The organism is Rhizobium giardinii bv. giardinii H152 (assembly GCF_000379605.1).
Taxonomy (GTDB): Bacteria; Pseudomonadota; Alphaproteobacteria; order Rhizobiales; family Rhizobiaceae; genus Pararhizobium; species Pararhizobium giardinii.
The window spans coordinates 34,081-54,991 of the sequence record NZ_KB902580.1 but is presented as its reverse complement, the minus strand read 5'-3'; the positions used below and the strand labels follow the sequence as shown (position 1 = coordinate 54,991).

Here is a 20,911-nt window from a genome sequence, read left to right as displayed (position 1 = left end):
TGCGTTCAGAAGCTCAGGGCCCGTTCGGGCAGCGAAATCAACCGGGCAACGACGGGCTCGGAAAAACCGGCCATGTCGAGAATGGCGCCTTCGACGATACGCGTTTCGGCAATCCTCACGCCGGGAATATCCGCGATATCGCGTCGGAGATATTCGGGCGCGCGCCTGGCCTCGGCGAACATATCGGCAAAACGGGTTCGTTCGTAGTAGGCGGCGGTCGTCTTTTCGAGCGCCTCGATTGTGGTCAATGCCATGATGAGTAACGCCGTGCCGGAAGCGATGACGAGCGCGATCGCAAGCACCTGAGCTCTCAGCCGCCAAAGTTCGCGAAGAAGCTTTCGGTCCAGGCTGGTCATCACGGTCACCAAGCCAGTTCGGAGGGCGCGCGCTGACCGGAATTGCGCCGTGTTTCGACGATGCGCCCGTCGGCGAAGTAGAGCACGCGATTGGCAATTTCGGCAATGACTGCGTTATGCGTGATGAGCGCGGTCGTCGTGCCAAGTTCCCGGTTGATCCGCAGGATCGCGTCGAGGACAAGAATTCCTGTCTTGCTGTCGAGCGCGCCCGTCGGCTCGTCGCAAAGCAGAAGGTCGGGGCGCTTCGCGATCGCGCGGGCGATGGCGACCCGTTGCTGCTCGCCGCCGGAAAGCTGCGCGGGGAAGCGATCCAGCCTGTCGCCGAGACCGACCATCGCCAGCGCCTCGGACGGAGGCATGGGATCCCTGGCGATCTCTGTTACGAGGGCGACGTTTTCGCGCGCGGTCAGGCTGGGAATGAGATTGTAGAATTGGAATACGAAGCCAACGTGGTTGCGGCGGTAGAGATTGAGCGTGCGGGCGTTGTTCATATCGAGTTCGCGATCGCGAAACACGACACTGCCGCTAGTCGGCCTATCGAGACCACCAAGGATGTTGAGCAAGGTCGATTTGCCGCTTCCCGACGGACCCAACAGGACGACGAGTTCGCCATCGCGCAGATCGACGTCGACGCCGCGCAGGGCGTGAACTTCGACCGTACCCATCCGATAGATCTTGATGAGGTCTCGCGCCTGCAGGGCCGTGGCAGATGCGTCCTTCTCCACCGGTCGCTCCTTGATTTGCGAGGCGTCACTTTGATCGCGAGAACCGTCATTCCGAGAGATAATGCTCGATCTCCGGAATTGGAAACTTTACCACATCCTTTGCCACTTCGGCTCGGCGGTAACGGCCCCGCCAGCAGAAGGGCGCGCGCACTTCCGCAGGATGCCGAGCACGCGCGGTGGTGCAACGAAAGCGAGGTTGATGACGTCATTGTCGCGTATCAAGCCATCAAGCTTGTCGTTGCGGTTACGGCCTTCTCCGACGGCTTGCGCATGGAAGTCGGCCAAAAGCACGGCATTCGCGTGACCTGCATCCAGCCAGGCGCGGTTGCCACCGAGCTCTACGATCACATCACCGATCCGGGCTACCGCAAGCAAATGGACGAGCTGGCCAGCCAGATATCTTCGCAGCCCAGGCCCCTGCTCAGGTGGACGTCGCAGAGCTGTTTGTCCTGCCTGAACAGGGCTGGTAACAGGCCGGCCCTGACGGGTTACCATCTGCTTGTTTTCCGAGTTTGCATCAAGAGAGAACCGAATTGCGCTGGTGGAAAAACGGGTACGTACCTCAACCAAAAGGTCACATTCGGATCTTGTGCGCCTACTACTTTAGACTAAAGTTGCAAGCGCTGGAGACTGCGGGGAGGCGGTTTCCCACAAAAAGATGTCAATCCCTGGGAGGAAAATGATGCAAAAATCCGATATCGCTATACCGCCAAAAGACCTTAATATGCTCCAGACGGTTCTTGACGCTTGGTGCACACAGCATCGCATTCCGCGCAAGGATGCGACTGAAGAAGCGAAGATATTGATCAACGAGTACAAGCGCGGCACTCGTTCGCAGATCAAACTCATAGACGCACTTATAGATAGCGCCACGCATTAGCGGCGCCAACCGCTGCTTTTAGTCAAGAACCCGGCCGCCCCCGATTCAGGTTGCCCATCGAACCGGGAACCGGCATACGTTCGCGATAAAGGACGCGGCCGCCCTTCCTGACCGCCGGATTTCCCTTTTAGATCTACGCGCGGACCCGGAACCCGCCGACAATTCTTCCGATATTTGACGCAACAGATTGTTAGTCGACTGCAGATGCTCTGGGACCTCGCTCCGTGTTGGAACAGAGGCGAGCTCGGTCTCGATCTCTTTCATTCTTTCTGATCGTGCGGCTTGCGTTGCCAGCTGAGGACTTGCTGCGCTTTCAGAAGCCACTGTTCGCCCTCCATCTGCCGGAGCCTCTTCCGCAACGCCCTTGAGCGATCGTAACTCTCGACGAAGGCTTGCCACCTGTGGTGAGTCGAGGGTCTCGAGACCAAAAATCGGGCTCTGAATAAGCTGATGAAGCATGAGCTTATTCGGCGCGCCTTCAAACTGCGTCAAAGATTCGATTGCGATCCTTGTAAGCTTTGAGGTGACACGAAAGGCGGGTTCTTGCAGCTCGCTTTAAGTGGAATGACCGTGGCCTTTGTCGGCCAAGGACAGTCTTGGCTTGCCGACCGGCATCGCCATCAAATCGGGTACTCCGGCATAATCGAAGGTTTCGACGCCGGTTAAGACAAAACCAAGAGGGCGCCCTGACCGTCTGCGCGGGCGTGGATTTTCGTCGTAAAGCCGCCGCGTGGTCGACCAAAAAGCCTCCTTATTTTTGTGCCCGCAGCCTGCGAGTGGCCGCGAACTGCGGTGCTGTCGATGATGTGCTGCCAGCGTTCAGTTAGCCCCAGTTCGACCAGCGTTTCGAATAACGCATCCCATACATCTTGCTCGGCCACAGCGGGGCTCTGCCGGCGTCCCGCCCTACTTCTGCCCAATGGAACCGCAAGGATCGTGGTTTCCGTGTCGGGGAGATTCAGCGCCAATTTCCTTATCGGCTTCGTTGCCACGCCGATTGTACTGCCGAGACTCGGCCATGCAGCCGGCGCTCCCACGCAGCTGTCGCTTACAGCAACTTGCAACGATGACGACGATCTGACGCCAGCGCAGACCGAAGGCCCATATTTCACGCCGGAAAGCCTGAAAGAATGACGCTTGCTGGTTACGTGTTGAGCCGGGGCTGTCAGCCGGTGGCAAAAGCACTGATCGAGTTGTGGCATGCCAATGAGAGCGGAATCTATGACAACAGTGGGTACAAACTACGTGGACATCAATTCACCGATGCTCAAGGCAGATGGTGGTTTGAGACGATCGTGCCAGGGTCTGGTCGCACCCGCCACTTCCACCTAAACATCCAGCGGCCAGGCGGAAACGTACTGACGACGCAGCTCTATTTTCCAGGCGAGCCGGACAACGATCGGGATAGGATATTCAACTCGACCTTAGTGCTCGATGTCAGGACGACGAGCGACGGAAAATTCGGTCGCTACGATTTCGTTGTTGCGTAGCCGGGGTACTTACCATCCTTGCCGCCTTTTGCTGCACCTCGTCCCGCATCGGACTGCGCGATACGCAACACCTCGCCGGTCTCAGCTGTCGTTCGGGTGCTTAAGTCAGAACCACCTCCCGCCGGTGATCTGCCCATGGCGCTCGCGATGCCGGCGGGCGAAGTGCGGGCGGGAATTGTAGCCGGCCTGCGCAGCAACAGGCTCGATGCACCTGAAGCGAGCGCGCTTTGACTGGCCTTCAGTCGTTCAGCGCGTAGAATCTTACGGAAACGATAGCTTCCGACGTGAGCCGACGGCGCAGCGTGGAGGCGCCCAGGCCGAGACGTTCGGCGATGCGCTCCACCGTCCATGCTTCCGAGGGTGCTGCGCGGATCAGCCAGGCAACTTTTTAAACCTGCTCAACGATGCGGAGCCGTCCCCTCATACAATGGATACGCTTCAGCGCGACCAAGGGCACCAGGAGACGGCGGTTTTACAATAGCCGGAGTACGGCTTTAGTTCGATAGCGAACGCCCAAGCTCGGTACGTCCGACGTCTCGTCCTCATTAGGCGAAAGCTCAGTCCGGGCCGATGGGCTGGGCTGGGCGTATTCCGGTTCAAAAATAGCCTTACAAGAGAGCAGGTTGGAGGGTCTGGATTTGGATTTCCGTGATCCCTACGTCTTCGAGGCACGCTGCCGATAGTTACGGCCTTCCGCTAGCACCGTGTCTAATCATCGCCCCGATCGCGCTAAGGCGGGCTTTTTCCCTGGATTTCACACGCGCTACAATCTTAGCAGCCAGGCCTCCACCTTACCCTTTCCCTTGACTTCGACAGGTCCGCGCGGCTCGAAGACGAACTGGTGCTTGAGTTGCTCGTATACGGCGCGCGTCACTTGAACCGCGTCAGGGACGCTACCTGATTCCATCCGGCTCGCGAGATTCACCGTGTCGCCCCACAGATCGTAAATATACTTGCTCTTGCCAATGATGCCTGCAACCACCGGGCCGCAGTTGACGCCGACCCTGAGCTTCATTGAAATGTTGTGCTCCATCGCGTGCTCACGGGTAATGTGAACCATGCGGATAGCCATACGTACCATGCGCTCGGTGTGGTTGGCGACGGGTTCAGGCAGACCGCACACCGCCATGTACGCGTCGCCCACCGTCTTGATCTTCTCGATTCCGAGATCGGTGGCAGCGACATCAAAGCGTGTGAAAAGCCCATTGAGTAATGTCACAACTTCGTGCGGTGGCATTTCCGATGTCAGAGCCGTGAAGCCCACCAGATCCGCAAAGGCGACAGTGACTTCCGCGAAACCGTCCGCGATCCCCGCCTCACCGGCACGCAGCCGATTGGCAATCGGGGCTGGGAGCACGTTCAGCAGCAACTCTTCATTTTCACGATTTTTGTTTTCGATCACGGTATTCTTTTGGCGCAGATCCTCAACCATGCCATTGAAGGCTAGGCAGAGCTGGCCAATCTCGTCACGCGTGCGGACCGGCACGCTAGCTCCATAGTCGCCGGCAGCGAAGCGTTTCACACCAGAAGTGAGTTCGCGCAGCGGTCCGAGAAGCACGCGCGAAAGCCAGGCTGCGGTTGCCGTTACCGCCAGCAGCACCAATCCCCCGACTATCAGTAGGTCCTGGCGGAGCCGGGCGATCGGTGCGAAGGCCTCCGCGGTGTCGATCTTGGCGACGAGCGCCCACTTGACGCCCGGAATTGCAAGCGGTCCCCACGAGGCAAGTGTCGGCGCGCCACGGTATCCAATAATCTCACCGATACCCTCGACGCCGGCGAGCGCGGCTCGAGTGGCATAGGTGTCGATGCGCTGATGCATCACCGGCGTCCCAAACCGCTGAATGGCGGCGACTTCGTCGCCCGAGGCGCCAACAGATTTGAGTTCAGCGAAATAACCTTGCCGGTTCTCGTAGAATGCGCGCGGGCTGGAGCGAACCAAATAGTCCGGCCCGACGAGATATGCCTCACCCGTTTCTCCGAAGCCATCCTGGCGCCAGCGGCGAACACTGGTGACGACGTTGTCGATCTCATCATTTGACAACTGCGCGATCAACACTCCGGTGACGACACCCTGATCGATCACCGGAGCTCCCATAAAGGCAATCGGTGCGCCGCCAGACGGCGCGTAAGGAGCGAAATCCTCAAGGCAGATAGCTGATCGGTCGGCGGTCTCCGCGCAACGAGCCACAGCGGCTGCGACGTTGGAACGGCGATAGGGACCAAACTGGAGGGACGTGGTGAAATCCACCTCCTTCTGGACCGTGTAGATCAGGCGGCCTGATTTGGGATCGCCGATCATCAAATCGAAAAAGCCGACCGTCGTAGCCGCAGCCCGCATCAATGGATGATAGATGGCGTGCAGCCTGGAGTACTCGCTTCCGTCACCGGCGTCGTCGAGGAGCTTGCGCCGCTCCGGCGGATTGGGATTTTCCACAATGTAGTGATACTGCAGATAGTAGGGCGCGCCACCAACCGGAAGGTAGTCCGATAGCGGCGGTTCCCTGCCCAGAACGCTCCTCATCTGGGGAATGTAGTTCGCGGCGTACCAATCGCCAACTTTCCGACGCAGTTCAGGCGAAGCGCCGCCCCGGTCAAGCTGGTCGATCGCAATTCGGAACTCACGCGTCGCATCGATCACCATCTGGGAGGTGGAAAGAAGGCGCAGCTCAGAAACGATCGTACGGAAGTAGGTTTCAACTTGACGTGCCTTTGTCTGGCGCGCGATCGTGAGCTGGTTAAATACTGCCTTTTCGAGAGCGTCACGCGCGCGGAAGTACCCCAGGACGCCCGTTGCAAGAACCGTGATCGCTCCCACCAGGACGAGGATTGCAAACAGCTTGGCCGCCAAGCCCCGGTGCGCGGTTCGGGATGAGCCGGTCATATCTGCAAGAGGCATGACTCAACTCCAACCGAAAATGCGAGGCGCCAGGCAGATACCAATTAGGTGATCCCAAATCTGACCGTTCAAAGCCAACGGTGAGCGATGCTACTCGATTTGACGTTGAATGTGCAATGTCTCGGTAGGGGGCGGACGGCGATCAGACCCCGTCTCGCTGGGTGCGCAGATTGACGACAACACGCCGGTTCTGCACCTTGCACGAACGATCTTCGCAGTCGCGGACTTCACGGTCCATGCCGTAACCCTTAGCCCACATGCGCCCGGCATCTACGCCCTTCGACGCGAGATACACCATCGCCGCATCGGCGCGCTTCTGCGACAGCGTCTCCATTTTGGACGCAGAACCGGAATCGTCGGCAAACCCCTGCAGTTTGAGCAGCCAATTGGGGTTGCTGTTGAGCCAAGCGGCCTGGCTATCCAGCGTCGCTTTGGCGACGGAATCGAGCGCGGCCGAATCCTGCGCGAAGTAGATGCGCCGGCCGACATTGAGAATAAAGTCCTCTTCGCTGCCAACCTTGACGTTCTCGAAACCGGGCGCGGGATCGTTGGTCTGACCGGTCATCGGCACAGCAGCAGGTTCTTCCACGGAGGCGATATCCGGAGTGGTGCAGGCGGTGAGCGCCAAGAGCATGGCCGCGGCTACCAGGCGCGCCGCGTATCCGATCGTGACAGGCATCAGGGGGATATTCCTCATTCGACCGGGCTTGCTTGGCTAACCTGAGTGGCTTTTTCAGCCTGGTCGGCAATATGCGGCAGGACCTGCACGGCGGTGCCGATAGGGCAACGCTGATAGAGATCGATGGCATCTTCGTTGAACATGCGGATACACCCGCTCGAGGCGTCCTTGCCGATACTGCCCGGCTCCAGCGTGCCGTGGAAGCGATAGCCGGTATCGACGCCGTCGCGATGCAGATACATGGCGCGCGGGCCAAGCGGATTCTTTGGTGATCCGCCGTCGACGAACTCAGGCAGTTCGGGATGGCGCTTGCGCATCTCCGGCGGCGGCGTCCAGCGCGGCCACAGCGATTTAGCGTCGATCGTCGCACGGCCGAACCATTTGAAGCCTTCCTTTCCGACGCCGACGCCGTAGCGGATGGCCGTCTTGTTCTCCATGATCAGGTAGAGAAAATGGTTCCGCGTATCGACCACGACGGTGCCGATTGGCTCGCTGCTGAAATATTTGACAACCTGGCGGCGCCACTGCTTATCAATCTTGCTAAAATTGGTCTTCTTGAACGTCACGCCATTGTCGACGGCCGTGCCGTCGAAATAGGACGCCGCTGCTGCGAATGCCGGTTTGCTGACCGCGCCGGCGCCAAGTAACGCCAAGCCGCCAAATACAATATCCCTGCGTGTCCCCACCATCGGCAATATCCCCCCCACAAGCCAAGCAGCAATACGCAGTAAATCACAATTTTCATTTGCGACAACAGAAATAAATAATTCAGTGGCTACGCTTACCAATGGACCATATGGTCAGCAGTCCAACGATCCTCGGGTCGGCGCCCTGAGCGGAACTGCACTCACGTGGTTCGCGTATTCGATCGTTGCGGAACCGGCTTCAATCGACCAGCGGGCGGTTGTAAAGCCGGACGATCCCCGGCCTGTCGAACACGGCGATACTGTTACCGACAGTCTCGATGTTCAGTCCGATTGTGGTTAGATCGTTTTTCGGGCAGCTCGAACGGCTGCGCACCGATTGGGGGGACATGCGAGGGGGCTGGGGACCTACGAACGCCGCCCGCGCCAGCATTGGCACGACCTTCGAGGCCGCAGGCCACCCTATATCATTCAGGACAGGTGGAGCGTGACATGCACCCCCCCCCCGCGCCCTCGCTTGGTACTTAGGCGCAGGCCGGTCTTCTTGAACACCGTTGGCATCGGTGTTTTCCGGCAGGACCCCGATGGTGTCCTCAAGCTGCAAAGCAAGAATGTCACTCCCCCTGCATTTTGATCACCTGGGAGATTGCGGATAGGACTGATTGCGATGAGCGACCGCGGCGGGACGACGCTGGTGTCGGCGGCGCATGCGCGTGCTCTGAGTACGCGGCAGGTGCGTCTGCTGGATCGGATCGGCACTGGCGGTGTGGAAGCACCCCTTATCGACGAGTTCGCGCCGCGGCACAGCGCGTCTGTCATGGGTCAACACCGTCGCCGCGGCGCGGAAGGCGTTTGTGAAGGCGGCGAAAGAGGAGGGCGTGTTTATCCGGGATTAAGCAGTCGAACCTGGAGGGCAGCGAGCGGCTGGTAGATCGCCATCAGGTCGCCCGTCAAACACCAGCACAGGAAATTCGAAGAGCCAACCTCCAAAGAGGTCCAGGAGCAATCATCCGCCGCTAGATAGAACACACCTCCCAGATCTTTCGCTTCCAGCGCAGCTTGTCCAACATCTTCCGCAACCTGATGGCCTCGGCTTCCTTGAAACCCGCGCCGACGCTACCGACGTGGACGAGATTGGCATCGCAACAGGCGGCAAGCGCCAACGATCCGAAGCCGGCAAGGGACGACCCCAACTTCTCATTGCAGCGACGGCCTTGCGGCCTACACAGAGCTTCACGGAGCGGCCATTTTCTCACGATGCGGCAATTTCGAACTCCAAGTGATCAGGGTGGAGCACGGTGAGAACCTCGCGGGCGTTCAGGATTTCGCCGGGGGCGTGGGCTCCCGCCTGGCTGAATTGCTGGCGGACGAGACGCTCGACAACCTCACAGACGAGCGGTGCGGTGAAAGCATATATATCCTGCCCCCTGGCGATAATCCGGCGGGTCGCACCTTCCCGCCGCGCGATGACATCGACCACGAACCGTTGCGCTGATCTGCCCGTCGAGTCCACGGCCTGCGGGGCGGGCGTCGTCTTGTCGCGTATGTCGGTCAGAGCGGCCGTGCTCAGATAGGTGTGGAGCTCGGATGTCTTCACGTGTCGAGAAATTAGAACGATCTCCGAAAATGGCATTTCACTGACGAGTTGTTCGCCCAGCGCGGCTCCGAAGTTCCAATGCTTCTGTGCGGACGGAAGCGGCAAGGGAGTAAGGCTGCCGTCAGCCACAACCATGCGCGTCGCCTTGTTGCGCTCACCGGTGACGCGGGTCCCGCGCGTCGGGTGCCAGCTGTCGAGGCCAATCAAGATGTCGATCGTATCCGCAGATATCCAGTCGCCCAGCACTGCGGTGACCAGGAGGTCGGCCAATCCACCGTAGAATCCGGTGCCGGGAATGACCGCGATGCCGGCCTCGCGGGCGGGCTTGTCGAACTTCTCGAGCGTTGTTGTCACGCTCGGTTGCTCAGCGCTGACATCAAGATAGTGGATCCTCAACTTCACCGCTGCGGCCGCCAGGGCATCGGCGGTATCGAGGAAAGGTCCTGCGCAATTGATCACGGCCCCCGCGCCGGCCAATGCCTGCAGGAGCGACCCCTCATCATCCACGGTCGCTGGACGGCAGAGCACCTCCGGCTCGCGAAAGTTTGCTGCTGCAAGCGCGTCTGCACTGCGTGCTATGGCGATAGGCCTAATCCCGCGGCGCAGCAATTCCGCCACGACGAAGCGGCCGGTATGTCCGGCCGCACCAAATACCGCCACCACTCTGGAAGTTACCGCAACCCGATCCGACATTCGTTCCTCCTGCGCTACAGACCTGTCTGTTGCGAAGAAGTACCTACAGGTCTGTAGCGTGTCAAGTCCCTATGTGCTACGCTTGCGGAAATACAGTGGAGACAAAGCATGCCGAAAACCGCATCCCTTCAAGCCGGGCAAGGCACCGATGTTCGCAACAGGATTTTGGAAACAGCGTCGGAGCTCTTCTACAAGCAGGGGGTCCGTGCCGTGGGTGTCGATCTTGTGGTCCAGAAAGCCGGCGTCGCCAAGACAAGCCTCTACCGGCACTTCGGTACGAAGGATGATCTCATCGCCGCATTTTTGGAGCGCGAGGATCATGACTTCTGGAGCCAGTGGGAGAGCGTGACAGCGCAACATCGAGACAACGCCAAGGCGGAATTGGATGCTCATCTCGGTTGGATCGGTGAACGCGTCGGGCGCCCGCACTACCGGGGCTGCCCGCAAATCAACGTGGCGGCCGAGTTCCCCGAAGCAGATCATCCCGCCCGCAAGATCGCCGAAACCCACAAACGCGAAATGCGACGGCGGCTGAAAGTGATCTCGGAGCGGCTGGGCGTGCGTGCACCCGATGAACTTGCAGGACAGCTTGCTGTTCTCATCAACGGCGCCTTCGTCAGCTCGCAGATCTTTGAGCCGGGTGAGGCCACGCCGCTCCTTCGGCGCGCAGCCGAAGCATTGACATCCGCCAGCGAAGCATCGACGCCCCGGCTGAGTCAAATATAGTGGCTCCGCTTCCGGAGTGCCTTGCAGCCGGGCGTGTGTGTGCTTCCAATCTCTGGTGCCCCGTCGGACTCAAGCTATTATTTCGATCTTTGCCGCCGACGATACTTGTCAGACCGGAACCCAGTCCGACGCAGATAGCGAACAGTACGGCTCCCGCCATCCATGCCTGTCAGTACCATGCGGGTTTCAAAAAGGGGCTGGCCAGCCGATCACAGCCGCTTCGCGACCGACAAGCGCCCCGGAACCGTTCGGCCCCCGGCTCGTACAGGGCATGCGGCCGGAGATGGCAACAAAATCGTCTGAGATGGCTCACTTACGATAAGCTATACTTACCTACGGGTTCCTTGCTCCTTCCTCGCGGCTACGACTCGCTCGCCGCACCCAAGGCCATGCGCAGCAGGGCGATAATCAGGTTCTCCAGCTTAAATTAATCAAATCTGCCACAACGAACGACGCTCAATGCATGCGCGACGACCGGTTGTTGATCTCTACCTTAGCCGCGGGCGCCCTCCCGCGCAGCGGGTTCGTTCATCGGCCCCACAGCGGTTATTCCAACAAGCCTGGTTCAAGCGACGCCTACAGAATCTGGCTTAAATGGGGAATTGGAACAACAGGTCGTTGGTTCGACCCCCCTTTAAGAGCTATTTTTGTCTTATCGCCCCGTCTTCGTTCGCCAGTCTGCGTAGTCGGCCTGGGCCTTGTCAGACGTCGGCGGATAAAGGCCAATGACGGCGGCGCCGTCGAGGACCTGTTCCAGCACGAATTCCTCGAAGCTTTCCATGCCGGTGCATTCCTCGGCGATCTCGTCAGCGAGATGCGCGGGGATGACCATAACGCCATCGCCATCGCCCAGCATCACGTCGCCCGGAAACACTGGCGCGTCGCCGCAGGAGATCGGCACGTTGATGTCGAGTGCTTCGTGCAGCGTCAGGTTGGTCGGCGCCGATGGCCGCTGGTGATAGGCCGGCATGTCGAGCCGCCCAATTCCCTCGGCATCGCGAAAGCCGCCGTCGGAGACGACACCGGCGCAGCCGCGAACGGCAAGCCGGGTGACAAGGATTGAGCCTGCGGACGCCGCGCGTGGGTCCTTGCGGCTGTCCATGACCAACACATGCCCCGCTGGGCAGGTCTCCACTGCCACCCGCTGGGGATGGTCCGCATTGCGGAACACGGTGATCGCATTGCGATCCTCGCGCGCCGGGATGTAGCGGAGCGTGAAGGCCTGACCGACCATGTTGACACCCTTCCACGAGATGGGCTGGACATTCTGGATGAACTGGTTGCGTAGGCCGCGCTTATAGAGGGCTGTCGCCACCGAGGCCGTCGAGATCTTCATGAGCTTGGCGAAGGTGGCTTCGGACAATACGTAGTCGGACATCGAATGCTCCTGGTTTGGTCAGTTGATCGCTGGCTCATCGACCGGGGGGCCGAAATCCGTCTTGAGGAAATCAAAGTCGCAACCCTTGTCGGCCTGCTCGACATGTTTTGAGAACATCAGGCCGTAGCCGCGCCCATACCGTTGCGGTGGCGGCGTCCAGGCTGCGCGGCGGGCGGCCAGTTCGTCGTCCGGCACCAACATGTTGAGGCTGCGTGCGGGAATATCCACCTCGACTGTATCGCCGGTGCGAAGCAGGGCGAGCGGCCCGCCGACATAGGCTTCCGGGGCGGCATGCAGCACGCAGGCACCGAAGGACGTACCGGACATACGGGCATCTGAGATGCGCATCATGTCGCGCAGGCCGAGCTTCAAGAGCGCCTTCGGCATGGGGATCATGCCCCATTCCGGCATTCCCGGTCCGCCCTGCGGGCCGGCATTGCGGAGCACCAACACGGTATCCGGCGTCAGCGGATAATCGGGATCGTCTATAATCTTCTTTAGCTCCGCATAGCTGTCGGCCACCAGCGCTGGCCCCTTGTGCCGGTGGAATTTCGGATCGCAGGCCGCTGGCTTGATGACGGCGCCGTCAGGGCAGAGATTACCCTTCAGAACGGCGAGCGATCCCTCGTGATAGACGGGGTTGGTGAGGGGTCGGATCACATCCTCGTTCCAGATTTTCACCGCTTCCAGCCCATCGGTCAGCGACCTGCCGGTAACCGTAATCGCCGAACTGTCAAGCTTGTCGCCCAACTGCTTCATCAGCGCGCGTAGGCCGCCGGCATAGTAGAAGTCCTCCATCAGGTAATTGCTGCCTGAAGGCCTGATATTGGCGATCACCGGCGTGGTGCGGCCGATACGGTCGAGGTCGTCGAGCTCCAGCGGAATGCCGGCGCGGCGCGCCATGGCTATCACATGGATGATGGCGTTGGTGGAACAGCCCGTCGCCATGGCCACCGTTACGGCATTTTCGACCGCGGCTGGCGTCACGATCTTTTCCGGCGTCAGGTCTTCCCAGATCATTTCGACGACGCGGCGGCCGCACTGCGTCGACATGCGCTGGTGGCCGGCATCCGCGGCCGGGATGGATGAGGCGCCGGGCAGGGAAAGCCCCATGGCTTCGGCGATCGCCGTCATGGTCGAGGCCGTACCCATGGTCATGCAATGGCCGTAGGAGCGGGCAATGCCGCCCTCGATGCCCTGCCATTCCTCCTTCGAGATCGTGCCGGCGCGGCGCTCGTCCCAGTATTTGAATCCGTCTGTGCCCGATCCCAGATACTTGCCGGCATAATTGCCGCGCAGCATCGGTCCCGCGGGCAGGAAGACGAAGGGGAGGCCCATGCTGAGCGCGCCCATGATCAGGGCCGGCGTCGTCTTGTCGCAGCCACCCATCAGCACGGCGCCATCGACGGGATGCGAGCGCAGCAGCTCTTCCGCCTCCATCGCCAGCAAGTTGCGATAGAGCATGGTCGTCGGTTTGACGAAGTTCTCCGATAGCGACAGCGCTGGCAACTCCATGGGAAAACCACCTGCCTGCAAAATGCCGCGTCTCACCCATTCCACGCGGTCCTTGAAATGCACGTGGCAGGGCTGGGCATCCGACCAGGTATTTAGGATCGCGACGATAGGCCGTCCCTCCCAGTCCTCCGGATCGTAGCCCATTTGCATGGTCCTGGAACGGTGGCCAAAGGAACGCTGGTCGTCCGGCACCATCCAGCGGGCGGATCGCATTTGCTCGTAGGTCTTTTTTGGTGTCATGGACTTCTCCGGCCGGTCTTCGGCAGCATTGGCTTCAATCAGAAGCGGATTTCGTTTGTTGTGATGAATGCCTGTAACGCCAAATGCTGGGATGAAGTGAGCGGCCAAGCTGATGGTGGCCGCGTGGCGCCGCAGTCATGGCCGATCTCTGCCAAGGCCGCCTTGACGCCCGTGACATTGGTTCCGTTCAGTTCCTCGGCGCGGATGTCCTCGAATGCTCTCACGCCCGCTATCAGGCGATTGGCCTCGTGGTAGTCCCCCGCTTCCAGGGCCGAATGGATGGCGACCGATCGCTCAGGCCAGACATTGATGAGACCAGAGGTGAAGCCGCGCGCGCCGACCGCATAGAAGGCGGGCGCCCAGACTTCGGCCAGCCCCCCGACCCATACGATGTCGGGATCGGTGGCGGCGATCGCCTCGGCAAGCTTCAGCGGATTGGGCGTCGCCCACTTGACCCCGATGACCGAGGCGAGCGCGCAAAGATCGCGGATCGCCTTGATGCCGATGGCATCGTTGCGCAGGTAGAGCATGATCGGCAGACCATCGGCCGCGTCGGCAATCGTCTTCACATAGTCGACAAGGCCGCGCGGCGCCGAGAACGGATCCGGCGGCTGGTGGATCATCAGGGCTGCAGCGCCTGCCGCTTTTGAGGCGCGTGCCAACTGACAAGCATCGCGCACTCCCCGTCCCACACCCGCCAGCAGAGGTATGCGGCCATCGACATGTTGCGCCGAGGCGCGGACCATGGCCTCTGCCTCCTCAACAGTCAGGGCATAGAATTCGCCCGTATTGCCGTTGGCGACAAGAATGTGCACGCCCGCGGCAATCGCCTTGTCGACGATCGGCTTCTGTCGCCGCGGCTCGATCTCACCGGCGTTGTCATAGGGGGTGACGAGGATGCCGGAGATGCCCGTGAGGGCATTGCTTAGTTCTTCAGTCATCGGCTAGTTCTTTCTTGTGTCAGTGAGGTTTGCATCGGGTCACTCCGTGAAGGCTTCGTTACGCTTGCGGTTGATCGAAGGTGCAAGAACGAGGCCCAGCACGAGCACAGCGACCACCAGCAGCGACAGGCTGAGCGGGCTGCGTACGAAGATGGTCGGATCGCCTTGGCTGATCAGCATGGCGCGCCGCAGGTTTTCCTCCAGCATTGGCCCCAGGATGAAGCCCAGGAGCAAGGGTGCCGGCTCGAAGCGAAGCTTGAAAAGTGCAAAGCCTACAACGCTAAAGCCCGACATGATGAAGACGTCAAAAACGCTGTTGTTGATGCTGTAGGCGCCGATGCAGCAGAAGCCGATGATCGCCGGAAACAGAAGGTGGTAGGGAATGGTCAGCATGCGCACCCACAACCCGATCAGCGGCAGGTTGAGGATGACGAGCATCAGGTTCCCCGACCACATAGATACGATCATGCCCCAGAACAGCGCGGGCTCCTCGGAAATGACGTTGGGGCCGGGCGTGATCCCCTGGATGATCATCGCGCCGACCATCAGCGCCATGACGGGATTGCCAGGGATTCCAAGTGTCAGCATCGGAATGAAGGAGGTCTGCGCGCCGGCATTGTTGGCCGCTTCCGGGGCGGCGACCCCTTCGATTGCGCCTTTGCCAAACTCTGCGCGGTTTGGCGAGACGCGCTTTTCCAGCGCATAGGCCGCAAAGGAGGACAGCATGGCGCCTCCGCCCGGCAGCACGCCGAGCAACGAGCCAAGTGCTGTGCCGCGCAGAACGGGGCCGCGGATGCGCCTCAAATCGTCGCGCGTCAGCATTAGACCCGTGACCTTCCTGACGCCGACCGAGCGCTCGTGCTCATTTTCGAGATTGCGCAGGATCTCGCATAGGCCAAATATGCCCATGCTGACGGCCACGAAATTGAGACCGTCATAAAGCTGCGAGATGCCAAAGACATAGCGAGGCACACCACTCTCGACATCGGTACCGACCGAGCCCAGCAGCAGGCCGAAGACGATCATCGCGAAGGCCTTGAGGAGCGAGCCGCTGGCCAGCGCCACGGACGCCACGAGACCCAGCACCATCAGTGAGAAGTATTCGGCAGGCCCGAACTCTAGTGCGACCGCGGCGAGCGGCGGGGCTGCCACTGCGAGCAGGAGGGTGGCCACGCTCCCGGCGAAGAAGGACCCGAGCGCGGCCGTTGCCAGCGCCGCACCCGCTCTACCCCTGCGTGCCATCTGGTATCCGTCGATTGCTGTGACCACAGACGAGCTTTCGCCGGGAAGGTTGATGAGGATCGCCGTAGTGGAGCCACCATACTGGGCGCCATAAAAGATACCTGCCAGCATGATCAGCGCAGCCTCCGGCTGCAGGCCGAACGTGATCGGCAAGAGCATGGCGATTGTTGCTGTTGGTCCGAGCCCCGGCAGAACTCCGATGGCCGTGCCCAGAAGACAGCCGATGAAGCCATAGGCTAGGTTCACAGGTTGAAAGGCGGTGGCGGCGCCGAGCCACAGGTCGGAAAAGATATCCATCACGAAACTCCTCGTGGACGGCGTCGGTCAGTTGCCGAGGAACGGTATCCATGGCCCGAAGGCGTTGACGGGAAGCGACAAAAGCCGCGTGAAGAGCACGACCGAACAGATCGCCATGAACAGGGCGAGCGCGACCGATTGGCGCCAGCCCGCATATTTGCTGGCGAAGCTGACGGCGACGATCATCAGGAACATCGTTGGGGCGAGCCCCAGGCGAGAGAGCGCGAGCCCAAAGACAATCGGGGCGAGGATGACCAGTGCGTAAGCCTTCCAGTTGGCTGTTTCGTCCGGCTCGCCTTCGGAAGCAACGACCAATGCCTGAACGATAATCAACACTCCGATGCCGATCAGGAGCAGGCTCAGCATCCTGGGAAAATAGCCGGGTCCCATCTGGGACGAGTTTCCGACGTCGAGTTCCCGGCCGAACCAGATGAAAAGGAGGCTGACGACGATCATCGCTACGCCGCCGACGAAGTCGCGGCCGTTTTTAATCTTCAACATGGCTTCAAGGTCCACAGGTCAGGATGCACCGGCCGGCGTGATACGCCGGCCGGCAGACGAAAAGGTCATTGCAGCGGAACGTTGGCCGCTTTGATGACTTCGGCCCATTTCTCGGTTTCGCCCTTGATGAATGTGGCGAATTCCTCCGACGTGCTACCGACCGGAGTCGCGCCCATGCCTTCGATCTTCTCCTTCATCGCAGGCTCGTGAAGGATCGCTTGAACCGCTTGGCTGAGCTTCTCCACGATTTCCGGCGGGGTGCCGGGCGGCGCGAAGATGCCGTGCCAGGAAGTCGCCTCGAAGCCGGGAATGACGCTGTCCATCGTCGGCACGTCAGGCAGCAGCGATGCCTTGTCGAGGCTGGTGACCGCCAGCGCGCGGAGTTTGCCCGCCTTTACCTGCTGAGCAGCTGTCGGAATGTTGTCGAACATGAAGTCGATATGACCGGCTACCACGTCCATGATCGCCTGGCTGCTGCCCTTGTAGGGCACGTGGGTGATCTTGACGCCGGTCTTGGTTGCGAGCAGTTCGCCGGCGAGATGGATCGAGGTGCCGACGCCCGAGGAAGCATAGGTGTGCTTGCCCGGCTCCTTCTTCAGCAGCTCGATCAGTTCCTGCACGGAATTGACCGGCATCTTTTCCGGATTGACGACGAGCACGTTCGGCATTCGGGCGATCAGCGACAGCGGCGCAAAACCCTTTGCTTTGTCATAGGGCAGCGTCTTGAACAGGTTCTGATTAATCGCGTTGGAACTGACCGTTCCCATGCCAATTGTGTAGCCATCGGGTTCGGCGCGGGCGAGTTCGCCAAGACCGACATTGCCGCCGGCGCCGGGCTTGTTCTCCACGATGAAGCGCTGACCCAGCCGCTTGTCTAGTTGCTCGGCCACGAGACGGCCAAATGCGTCGGTATTGCCGCCGGCGGCAAATGGAACGATGACCGTTACCGTCTTCGAGGGGTAGTCCTGGCCGCGACCCGCAGTCGCAGTCACCGCACAGATCGATGCGGCCATCGCCGCCAATATGATGAAACGCTTCAAATGCATAAATTCCTCCTCCCGTTTGGACACCAGTGCGCCCTTTTGAAAATCAAATTCCGGATCCTCAACCGAAAAATGAAAGCGCTTCCATTTTATCACCAAATTCTCGCTCTGCAAGATCTGGATGCTGGACACTGAACCAAGTGATTTCAACGACGTATAGCGAAATGCAGAATTTTATTTAGGGAAGGACTTGCTAAACCTCAAAATGAAAGCGTAAATCATTTTTGAGATGGGAGATAGTCATGGCGAGACAAGATAGAGACGGAAAGCCAGAGCGATCCAGCCCGGTTACGCTGGCGGACATCGCCAAGCTCGCCGGCGTCTCTCCCGTGACCGTGTCGCGCGCTATCAATACGCCGAGCCTAGTGAAGCCCAATACGCTTGAGGCCATCGAGCGCGTCATCGCCCGGACCGGTTATGTACCGAACCTGCTCGCCGGCGGGCTCGCGTCGCGCCGCACCCGGCTGGTGGCGGCCATTGTTCCGTCGGTATCGAGCACCATCTTTGCCGAGGCGATCGAAGGCCTGAACGCCGAGCTCGTGGCAGAAGGCTATCAGCTGCTGCTAGGCCTGTCGGGCTATGATCATCAGCGGGAGCTGGAACTGACCCGTGCTATTCTCGCGCGGCGACCAGACGGCATAATTCTGACCGGCATCACGCACCTGAAAGAAACGCGGTCGATGCTGACTGGGGCCGGACTGCCGATTGTGGAGATCTGGGATTCTACGCCGTCGCCGCTCGATACGGCGGTCGGGTTCTCGCATTATGACGTCGGCGCGCTGGTCGCGGAATACCTGATGGCCAAGGGATATGACCGTTACGCTCAGATCGGCGCAAACGACCCGCGCGCGCTCCAGCGCCGCGACGGCTTCATCAACCGGCTGGCGGGCGTCGCCCCGGTCGAACTGCCCGATATCGAGATGAACTCTCCCTCGACCTTCAGCGACGGACGGCAGGCCTTAGCACAACTGCTCGACCGTGGCGGCGGCTCGCTCGCCGTCTTCGGCAGTTCAGACGTCGTGGCCCATGGAGCCCTGACCGAGGCGATCGCCAGGGGTTGCCGGATGCCGGAGGATGTCGCGATCATCGGCTTCGGCGATTTCGACTTCGCACCCCATACCTATCCGTCCCTGACGACGGTCCGCATCGACCGCCGCATGATTGGCACGCAGGCAGCGCGATCAATTCTGCGAAAGCTGTCCGGCGAGGAGGTCGAGCCGATGATCAAGATCGGCTTTGAGATTGTCGTGAGACATTCGGCATGAGTTGAATCGAAACGGAAAGGTCGGTCTCCTCATTTTACGTTGGATAACAGCCGGGCACCGGTCCGTACGTATTCAAGGCGGCAGATATTCAATATTTCTTTTTGCGAACGATCTTGTTGCCGCGTGGTCCGCTGATGACAGGTGTTCTGTCGCGGTTTTCAGAAACAAGGCTTCGCCAGCGTTCAATGCGGTGGTAGGGCAAAGCGCCGCTTTTGACGGCTGCCTGAACTGCGCAGCCCGGTTCATGCAAATGGGTGCAATCGCGAAATCGGCAGAGCGGTGCCAGTTCCGTTATGTCGGAAAAAAGCGTGTCGATCCCATCGGTGGCATCGCTGACGTAGAGTGTTCTTATCCCAGGCGTATCTATGACCCAGCCACCGCCCGGAATTGCATGCAGCGATCGTGCGGTCGTGGTGTGGCGGCCTTGCGCGTCATATTCGCGAATTGTCCCGGTTTTCTGCTTTGGGCCAAATGCCGCCCTGGTAAGCGTGTTCACCAACGTCGACTTTCCTACTCCCGACGATCCCACCAGCGCGATCGTTTGGCCAATGGCGCACCAGGCATTCAAAAAGGAGCTTGCATCGGCAGAGCGCCCATTCAAGGCAACGACAGGTAGGTCACGCTGCAACGTCTCGGCTTGGGCCTGAAATAAGCCGCCGTCGTCCGCCGTGTCAGCCTTGGTCAACACGATTACCGGTTTGCTCCCCGCCTGGTTGGCCATGATTAGGTAACGTTCTACGGCCAATATTGAAATCGGCGTTGCACGACGTCACGATCAACAGTGTGTCGACGTTGGAGGCAACAAGTTGTTGGCCACGTCCGACCTCCGGGCGTCGCCTAAACACGGTTTTCCGGTCAAGCAGGCTGACAAGCGTGTCGGACCCGGGATCGGCAAGCACCCAATCCCCCACCGCGAAGTCAGCCGTATTGGCATGGGCTGGTAGCTCTAGCCTTGCAGGCCCCATGACGCCGATCGCCTCGATGCGTGCACGGTGAACCGACGCTACGCGCCTGGGTACGAGGTCTGCTTCGGTCAGCTTTACCTGATCGGCAAAAAAGCCAGACCAACCAAGCAATTCCAACGCTGAGTGGAGACAGGAGTTCGACAAATTTTTGCTTCGCAATCCTTGATCGGGTTTGCCTATGATTTTCGCAGGCTTCCTGCCTGGTTGCGCTGATGATCTCGCTTTGGCAAAGAATTTGCGTAAGCAGCAGCCTCGCCGGAGTAGGGGAAATGGTCCCCTAACTGACGGTCACCGTCATAAACTTTGAAAACGGGTCCATCAACTTCGACGATCCTATACCCATTCACGTATTCGAACTTTGGCGTTTTCCAACCCATAAATGCTCTCCAGTATCGGTCCAGTGTTTTCCAAACTCTGAAGATGATGTCCCGATGTCATGCTTCTCAGTCTATCGCTCTATCACGTGCCTGCACAAAAGACGAACTAACCAACGCCGGCTCGTACCCCATCAAGAAGAACAGGAGTATAAAGCGCTTCTACGCCCAGCGGCTCACCTCGAAGTTTAGGCTCTTCGCGCCCGCACCTCGGTCATAGAGGCAGTGGTTGCTGGTGCCCGAAAGCGGCCATGGCTCGTGACGACATCCGTGCGGCAATACGGGTCATCGACTTCAATTCGGACAAAGCCGACGCGAAGCTGCGCCCGTCAGACGGCGTTTTGTATGAAGCTCTGGTCGGCTTTTTGTTCCATTGGTGAGACGGGGTCGCAGTGTCAGCTAGGCTGAGACATTGGAATTCAACAACGAGAGGGTCAGTTGCTCTCCACTTCCCTTTGATGAGC

General features: G+C 59.9%; 22 protein-coding genes and 4 pseudogenes. 7 read left to right on the top strand and 19 right to left on the bottom strand.

Features of this window, described 5'->3' with window-relative positions; genetic code table 11:
* Positions 1-5: 5 nt before the first annotated feature.
* The 3 genes from A3AY_RS40325 to A3AY_RS40080 form a co-directional block, all read right to left on the bottom strand.
* A complete protein-coding gene (locus tag A3AY_RS40325; RefSeq protein WP_234913081.1) occupies positions 6-356 on the bottom strand; it encodes a hypothetical protein in 351 nt (116 codons plus the stop codon).
* 5 nt (positions 357-361) lie between these two features.
* Positions 362-1,081 (bottom strand): ABC transporter ATP-binding protein, encoded by a 720-nt coding sequence (locus A3AY_RS0106670; protein WP_018324911.1) that lies wholly within the window; start codon positions 1,079-1,081, stop codon positions 362-364.
* 87 nt (positions 1,082-1,168) lie between these two features.
* A complete protein-coding gene (locus A3AY_RS40080) occupies positions 1,169-1,429 on the bottom strand; it encodes a hypothetical protein (protein ID WP_210163008.1) in 261 nt (86 codons plus the stop codon).
* On the opposite strand from A3AY_RS40080, the pseudogene A3AY_RS37430 reads away from it, so the two are divergent.
* Both A3AY_RS37430 and A3AY_RS0106660 read left to right on the top strand, forming a co-directional pair.
* Positions 1,322-1,551 (top strand): annotated as a pseudogene (locus tag A3AY_RS37430) (oxidoreductase); the annotation flags it as partial. The gene A3AY_RS40080 and the pseudogene A3AY_RS37430 overlap by 108 nt on opposite strands.
* 212 nt (positions 1,552-1,763) lie before the next feature.
* The gene (locus A3AY_RS0106660) at positions 1,764-1,961 is read left to right on the top strand and encodes a hypothetical protein (RefSeq protein ID WP_018324909.1); all 198 of its coding nucleotides are present in this window, start codon (positions 1,764-1,766) and stop codon (positions 1,959-1,961) included.
* A 570-nt stretch (positions 1,962-2,531) separates the two neighbouring features.
* Here A3AY_RS0106660 and A3AY_RS41355 read toward each other — a convergent pair.
* Positions 2,532-2,839 (bottom strand): annotated as a pseudogene (locus tag A3AY_RS41355) (transposase family protein); the annotation flags it as partial.
* A 67-nt stretch (positions 2,840-2,906) separates the two neighbouring features.
* Between A3AY_RS41355 and A3AY_RS41150 the strand changes: the two are divergent.
* Positions 2,907-3,095: a hypothetical protein gene (locus A3AY_RS41150; protein ID WP_338053383.1), complete on the top strand. Its 189-nt coding sequence runs from the start codon at positions 2,907-2,909 to the stop codon at positions 3,093-3,095.
* Positions 3,092-3,451, top strand: coding sequence for a dioxygenase family protein (locus tag A3AY_RS34575; protein ID WP_018324907.1), 360 nt, complete (start codon positions 3,092-3,094; stop codon positions 3,449-3,451). Before A3AY_RS41150 ends, A3AY_RS34575 begins: the two co-directional genes overlap by 4 nt.
* Positions 3,452-3,689: 238 nt before the next feature.
* Here A3AY_RS34575 and A3AY_RS40320 read toward each other — a convergent pair whose 3' ends face one another.
* From A3AY_RS40320 to A3AY_RS0106610, 7 genes and pseudogenes are all read right to left on the bottom strand, one after another.
* A complete protein-coding gene (locus A3AY_RS40320) occupies positions 3,690-3,794 on the bottom strand; it encodes a hypothetical protein (protein WP_018324906.1) in 105 nt (34 codons plus the stop codon).
* Positions 3,795-4,214: 420 nt separating this feature from the next.
* On the bottom strand, positions 4,215-6,347 hold the full coding sequence (locus A3AY_RS0106635; protein ID WP_018324905.1) for an adenylate/guanylate cyclase domain-containing protein: 2,133 nt from the start codon (positions 6,345-6,347) through the stop codon (positions 4,215-4,217).
* A 142-nt stretch (positions 6,348-6,489) separates the two neighbouring features.
* Positions 6,490-7,026: an OmpA family protein gene (locus A3AY_RS0106630; RefSeq protein ID WP_018324904.1), complete on the bottom strand. Its 537-nt coding sequence runs from the start codon at positions 7,024-7,026 to the stop codon at positions 6,490-6,492.
* 14 nt (positions 7,027-7,040) lie between these two features.
* The gene (locus A3AY_RS0106625; RefSeq protein WP_018324903.1) at positions 7,041-7,715 is read right to left on the bottom strand and encodes a L,D-transpeptidase; all 675 of its coding nucleotides are present in this window, start codon (positions 7,713-7,715) and stop codon (positions 7,041-7,043) included.
* A gap of 837 nt (positions 7,716-8,552) precedes the next feature.
* A complete protein-coding gene (locus A3AY_RS41350) occupies positions 8,553-8,699 on the bottom strand; it encodes a DUF2625 family protein (RefSeq protein ID WP_162709248.1) in 147 nt (48 codons plus the stop codon).
* Positions 8,700-8,710: 11 nt separating this feature from the next.
* Positions 8,711-8,854, bottom strand: a pseudogene (locus A3AY_RS40315) (ATP dependent DNA ligase); the annotation flags it as partial.
* A gap of 68 nt (positions 8,855-8,922) precedes the next feature.
* Entirely contained in the window at positions 8,923-9,960 is a 1,038-nt protein-coding gene (locus tag A3AY_RS0106610) for a saccharopine dehydrogenase NADP-binding domain-containing protein (protein WP_018324900.1), read from the bottom strand.
* A gap of 108 nt (positions 9,961-10,068) precedes the next feature.
* On the opposite strand from A3AY_RS0106610, the gene A3AY_RS0106605 reads away from it, so the two are divergent.
* Positions 10,069-10,686: a TetR/AcrR family transcriptional regulator gene (locus A3AY_RS0106605; protein ID WP_018324899.1), complete on the top strand. Its 618-nt coding sequence runs from the start codon at positions 10,069-10,071 to the stop codon at positions 10,684-10,686.
* Positions 10,687-11,338: 652 nt separating this feature from the next.
* Here the strand turns inward: A3AY_RS0106605 and A3AY_RS0106600 are convergent.
* The 6 genes from A3AY_RS0106600 to A3AY_RS0106575 all read right to left on the bottom strand — a co-directional run bounded on the left by A3AY_RS0106600 (position 11,339) and on the right by A3AY_RS0106575 (position 17,846).
* Complete coding sequence (locus A3AY_RS0106600; protein WP_018324898.1) at positions 11,339-12,064, bottom strand: ribonuclease activity regulator RraA; 726 nt, start codon at positions 12,062-12,064, stop codon at positions 11,339-11,341.
* Between the two features lie 18 nt (positions 12,065-12,082).
* A complete protein-coding gene (gene araD, locus A3AY_RS0106595) occupies positions 12,083-13,819 on the bottom strand; it encodes an L-arabinonate dehydratase (protein WP_018324897.1) in 1,737 nt (578 codons plus the stop codon).
* A gap of 38 nt (positions 13,820-13,857) precedes the next feature.
* Positions 13,858-14,760: a dihydrodipicolinate synthase family protein gene (locus tag A3AY_RS0106590; RefSeq protein WP_018324896.1), complete on the bottom strand. Its 903-nt coding sequence runs from the start codon at positions 14,758-14,760 to the stop codon at positions 13,858-13,860.
* A 39-nt stretch (positions 14,761-14,799) separates the two neighbouring features.
* Positions 14,800-16,299: a tripartite tricarboxylate transporter permease gene (locus A3AY_RS0106585; RefSeq protein ID WP_018324895.1), complete on the bottom strand. Its 1,500-nt coding sequence runs from the start codon at positions 16,297-16,299 to the stop codon at positions 14,800-14,802.
* A 27-nt stretch (positions 16,300-16,326) separates the two neighbouring features.
* Positions 16,327-16,800 (bottom strand): tripartite tricarboxylate transporter TctB family protein, encoded by a 474-nt coding sequence (locus tag A3AY_RS0106580; protein ID WP_026203181.1) that lies wholly within the window; start codon positions 16,798-16,800, stop codon positions 16,327-16,329.
* A 65-nt stretch (positions 16,801-16,865) separates the two neighbouring features.
* Positions 16,866-17,846, bottom strand: coding sequence for a Bug family tripartite tricarboxylate transporter substrate binding protein (locus A3AY_RS0106575; RefSeq protein WP_026203180.1), 981 nt, complete (start codon positions 17,844-17,846; stop codon positions 16,866-16,868).
* A 239-nt stretch (positions 17,847-18,085) separates the two neighbouring features.
* On the opposite strand from A3AY_RS0106575, the gene A3AY_RS0106570 reads away from it, so the two are divergent.
* Positions 18,086-19,108 carry a LacI family DNA-binding transcriptional regulator gene (locus tag A3AY_RS0106570; RefSeq protein WP_018324892.1) on the top strand — a complete coding sequence of 341 codons (1,023 nt, stop codon included), beginning with the start codon at positions 18,086-18,088 and terminating at the stop codon, positions 19,106-19,108.
* Between the two features lie 88 nt (positions 19,109-19,196).
* Here A3AY_RS0106570 and rsgA read toward each other — a convergent pair.
* Positions 19,197-20,232, bottom strand: a pseudogene (gene rsgA, locus A3AY_RS34570) (ribosome small subunit-dependent GTPase A).
* 17 nt (positions 20,233-20,249) lie between these two features.
* Complete coding sequence (locus A3AY_RS40310) at positions 20,250-20,450, bottom strand: hypothetical protein (protein WP_083925904.1); 201 nt, start codon at positions 20,448-20,450, stop codon at positions 20,250-20,252.
* Positions 20,451-20,698: 248 nt separating this feature from the next.
* On the opposite strand from A3AY_RS40310, the gene A3AY_RS41020 reads away from it, so the two are divergent.
* Entirely contained in the window at positions 20,699-20,827 is a 129-nt protein-coding gene (locus A3AY_RS41020) for a hypothetical protein (RefSeq protein ID WP_018324891.1), read from the top strand.
* The last annotated feature ends 84 nt before the right edge of the window (positions 20,828-20,911 follow it).

Coding starts and splice junctions, on each gene's coding strand:
- A3AY_RS0106600 (WP_018324898.1), bottom strand. CDS start 12,064: ATGTCCGACTACGTATTGTCCGAAGCCACCTTCGCCAAGCTCATGAAG.
- A3AY_RS0106630 (WP_018324904.1), bottom strand. CDS start 7,026: ATGCCTGTCACGATCGGATACGCGGCGCGCCTGGTAGCCGCGGCCATG.
- A3AY_RS0106635 (WP_018324905.1), bottom strand. CDS start 6,347: ATGCCTCTTGCAGATATGACCGGCTCATCCCGAACCGCGCACCGGGGC.
- A3AY_RS0106580 (WP_026203181.1), bottom strand. CDS start 16,800: ATGTTGAAGATTAAAAACGGCCGCGACTTCGTCGGCGGCGTAGCGATG.
- A3AY_RS0106610 (WP_018324900.1), bottom strand. CDS start 9,960: ATGTCGGATCGGGTTGCGGTAACTTCCAGAGTGGTGGCGGTATTTGGT.
- A3AY_RS0106590 (WP_018324896.1), bottom strand. CDS start 14,760: ATGACTGAAGAACTAAGCAATGCCCTCACGGGCATCTCCGGCATCCTC.
- A3AY_RS0106605 (WP_018324899.1), top strand. CDS start 10,069: ATGCCGAAAACCGCATCCCTTCAAGCCGGGCAAGGCACCGATGTTCGC.
- A3AY_RS0106585 (WP_018324895.1), bottom strand. CDS start 16,299: ATGGATATCTTTTCCGACCTGTGGCTCGGCGCCGCCACCGCCTTTCAA.
- A3AY_RS0106575 (WP_026203180.1), bottom strand. CDS start 17,846: ATGCATTTGAAGCGTTTCATCATATTGGCGGCGATGGCCGCATCGATC.
- A3AY_RS40310 (WP_083925904.1), bottom strand. CDS start 20,450: ATGGGTTGGAAAACGCCAAAGTTCGAATACGTGAATGGGTATAGGATC.
- A3AY_RS34575 (WP_018324907.1), top strand. CDS start 3,092: ATGACGCTTGCTGGTTACGTGTTGAGCCGGGGCTGTCAGCCGGTGGCA.
- A3AY_RS41020 (WP_018324891.1), top strand. CDS start 20,699: ATGGCTCGTGACGACATCCGTGCGGCAATACGGGTCATCGACTTCAAT.
- A3AY_RS0106625 (WP_018324903.1), bottom strand. CDS start 7,715: ATGGTGGGGACACGCAGGGATATTGTATTTGGCGGCTTGGCGTTACTT.
- araD (WP_018324897.1), bottom strand. CDS start 13,819: ATGACACCAAAAAAGACCTACGAGCAAATGCGATCCGCCCGCTGGATG.
- A3AY_RS0106660 (WP_018324909.1), top strand. CDS start 1,764: ATGCAAAAATCCGATATCGCTATACCGCCAAAAGACCTTAATATGCTC.
- A3AY_RS40325 (WP_234913081.1), bottom strand. CDS start 356: ATGACCAGCCTGGACCGAAAGCTTCTTCGCGAACTTTGGCGGCTGAGA.
- A3AY_RS0106570 (WP_018324892.1), top strand. CDS start 18,086: ATGGCGAGACAAGATAGAGACGGAAAGCCAGAGCGATCCAGCCCGGTT.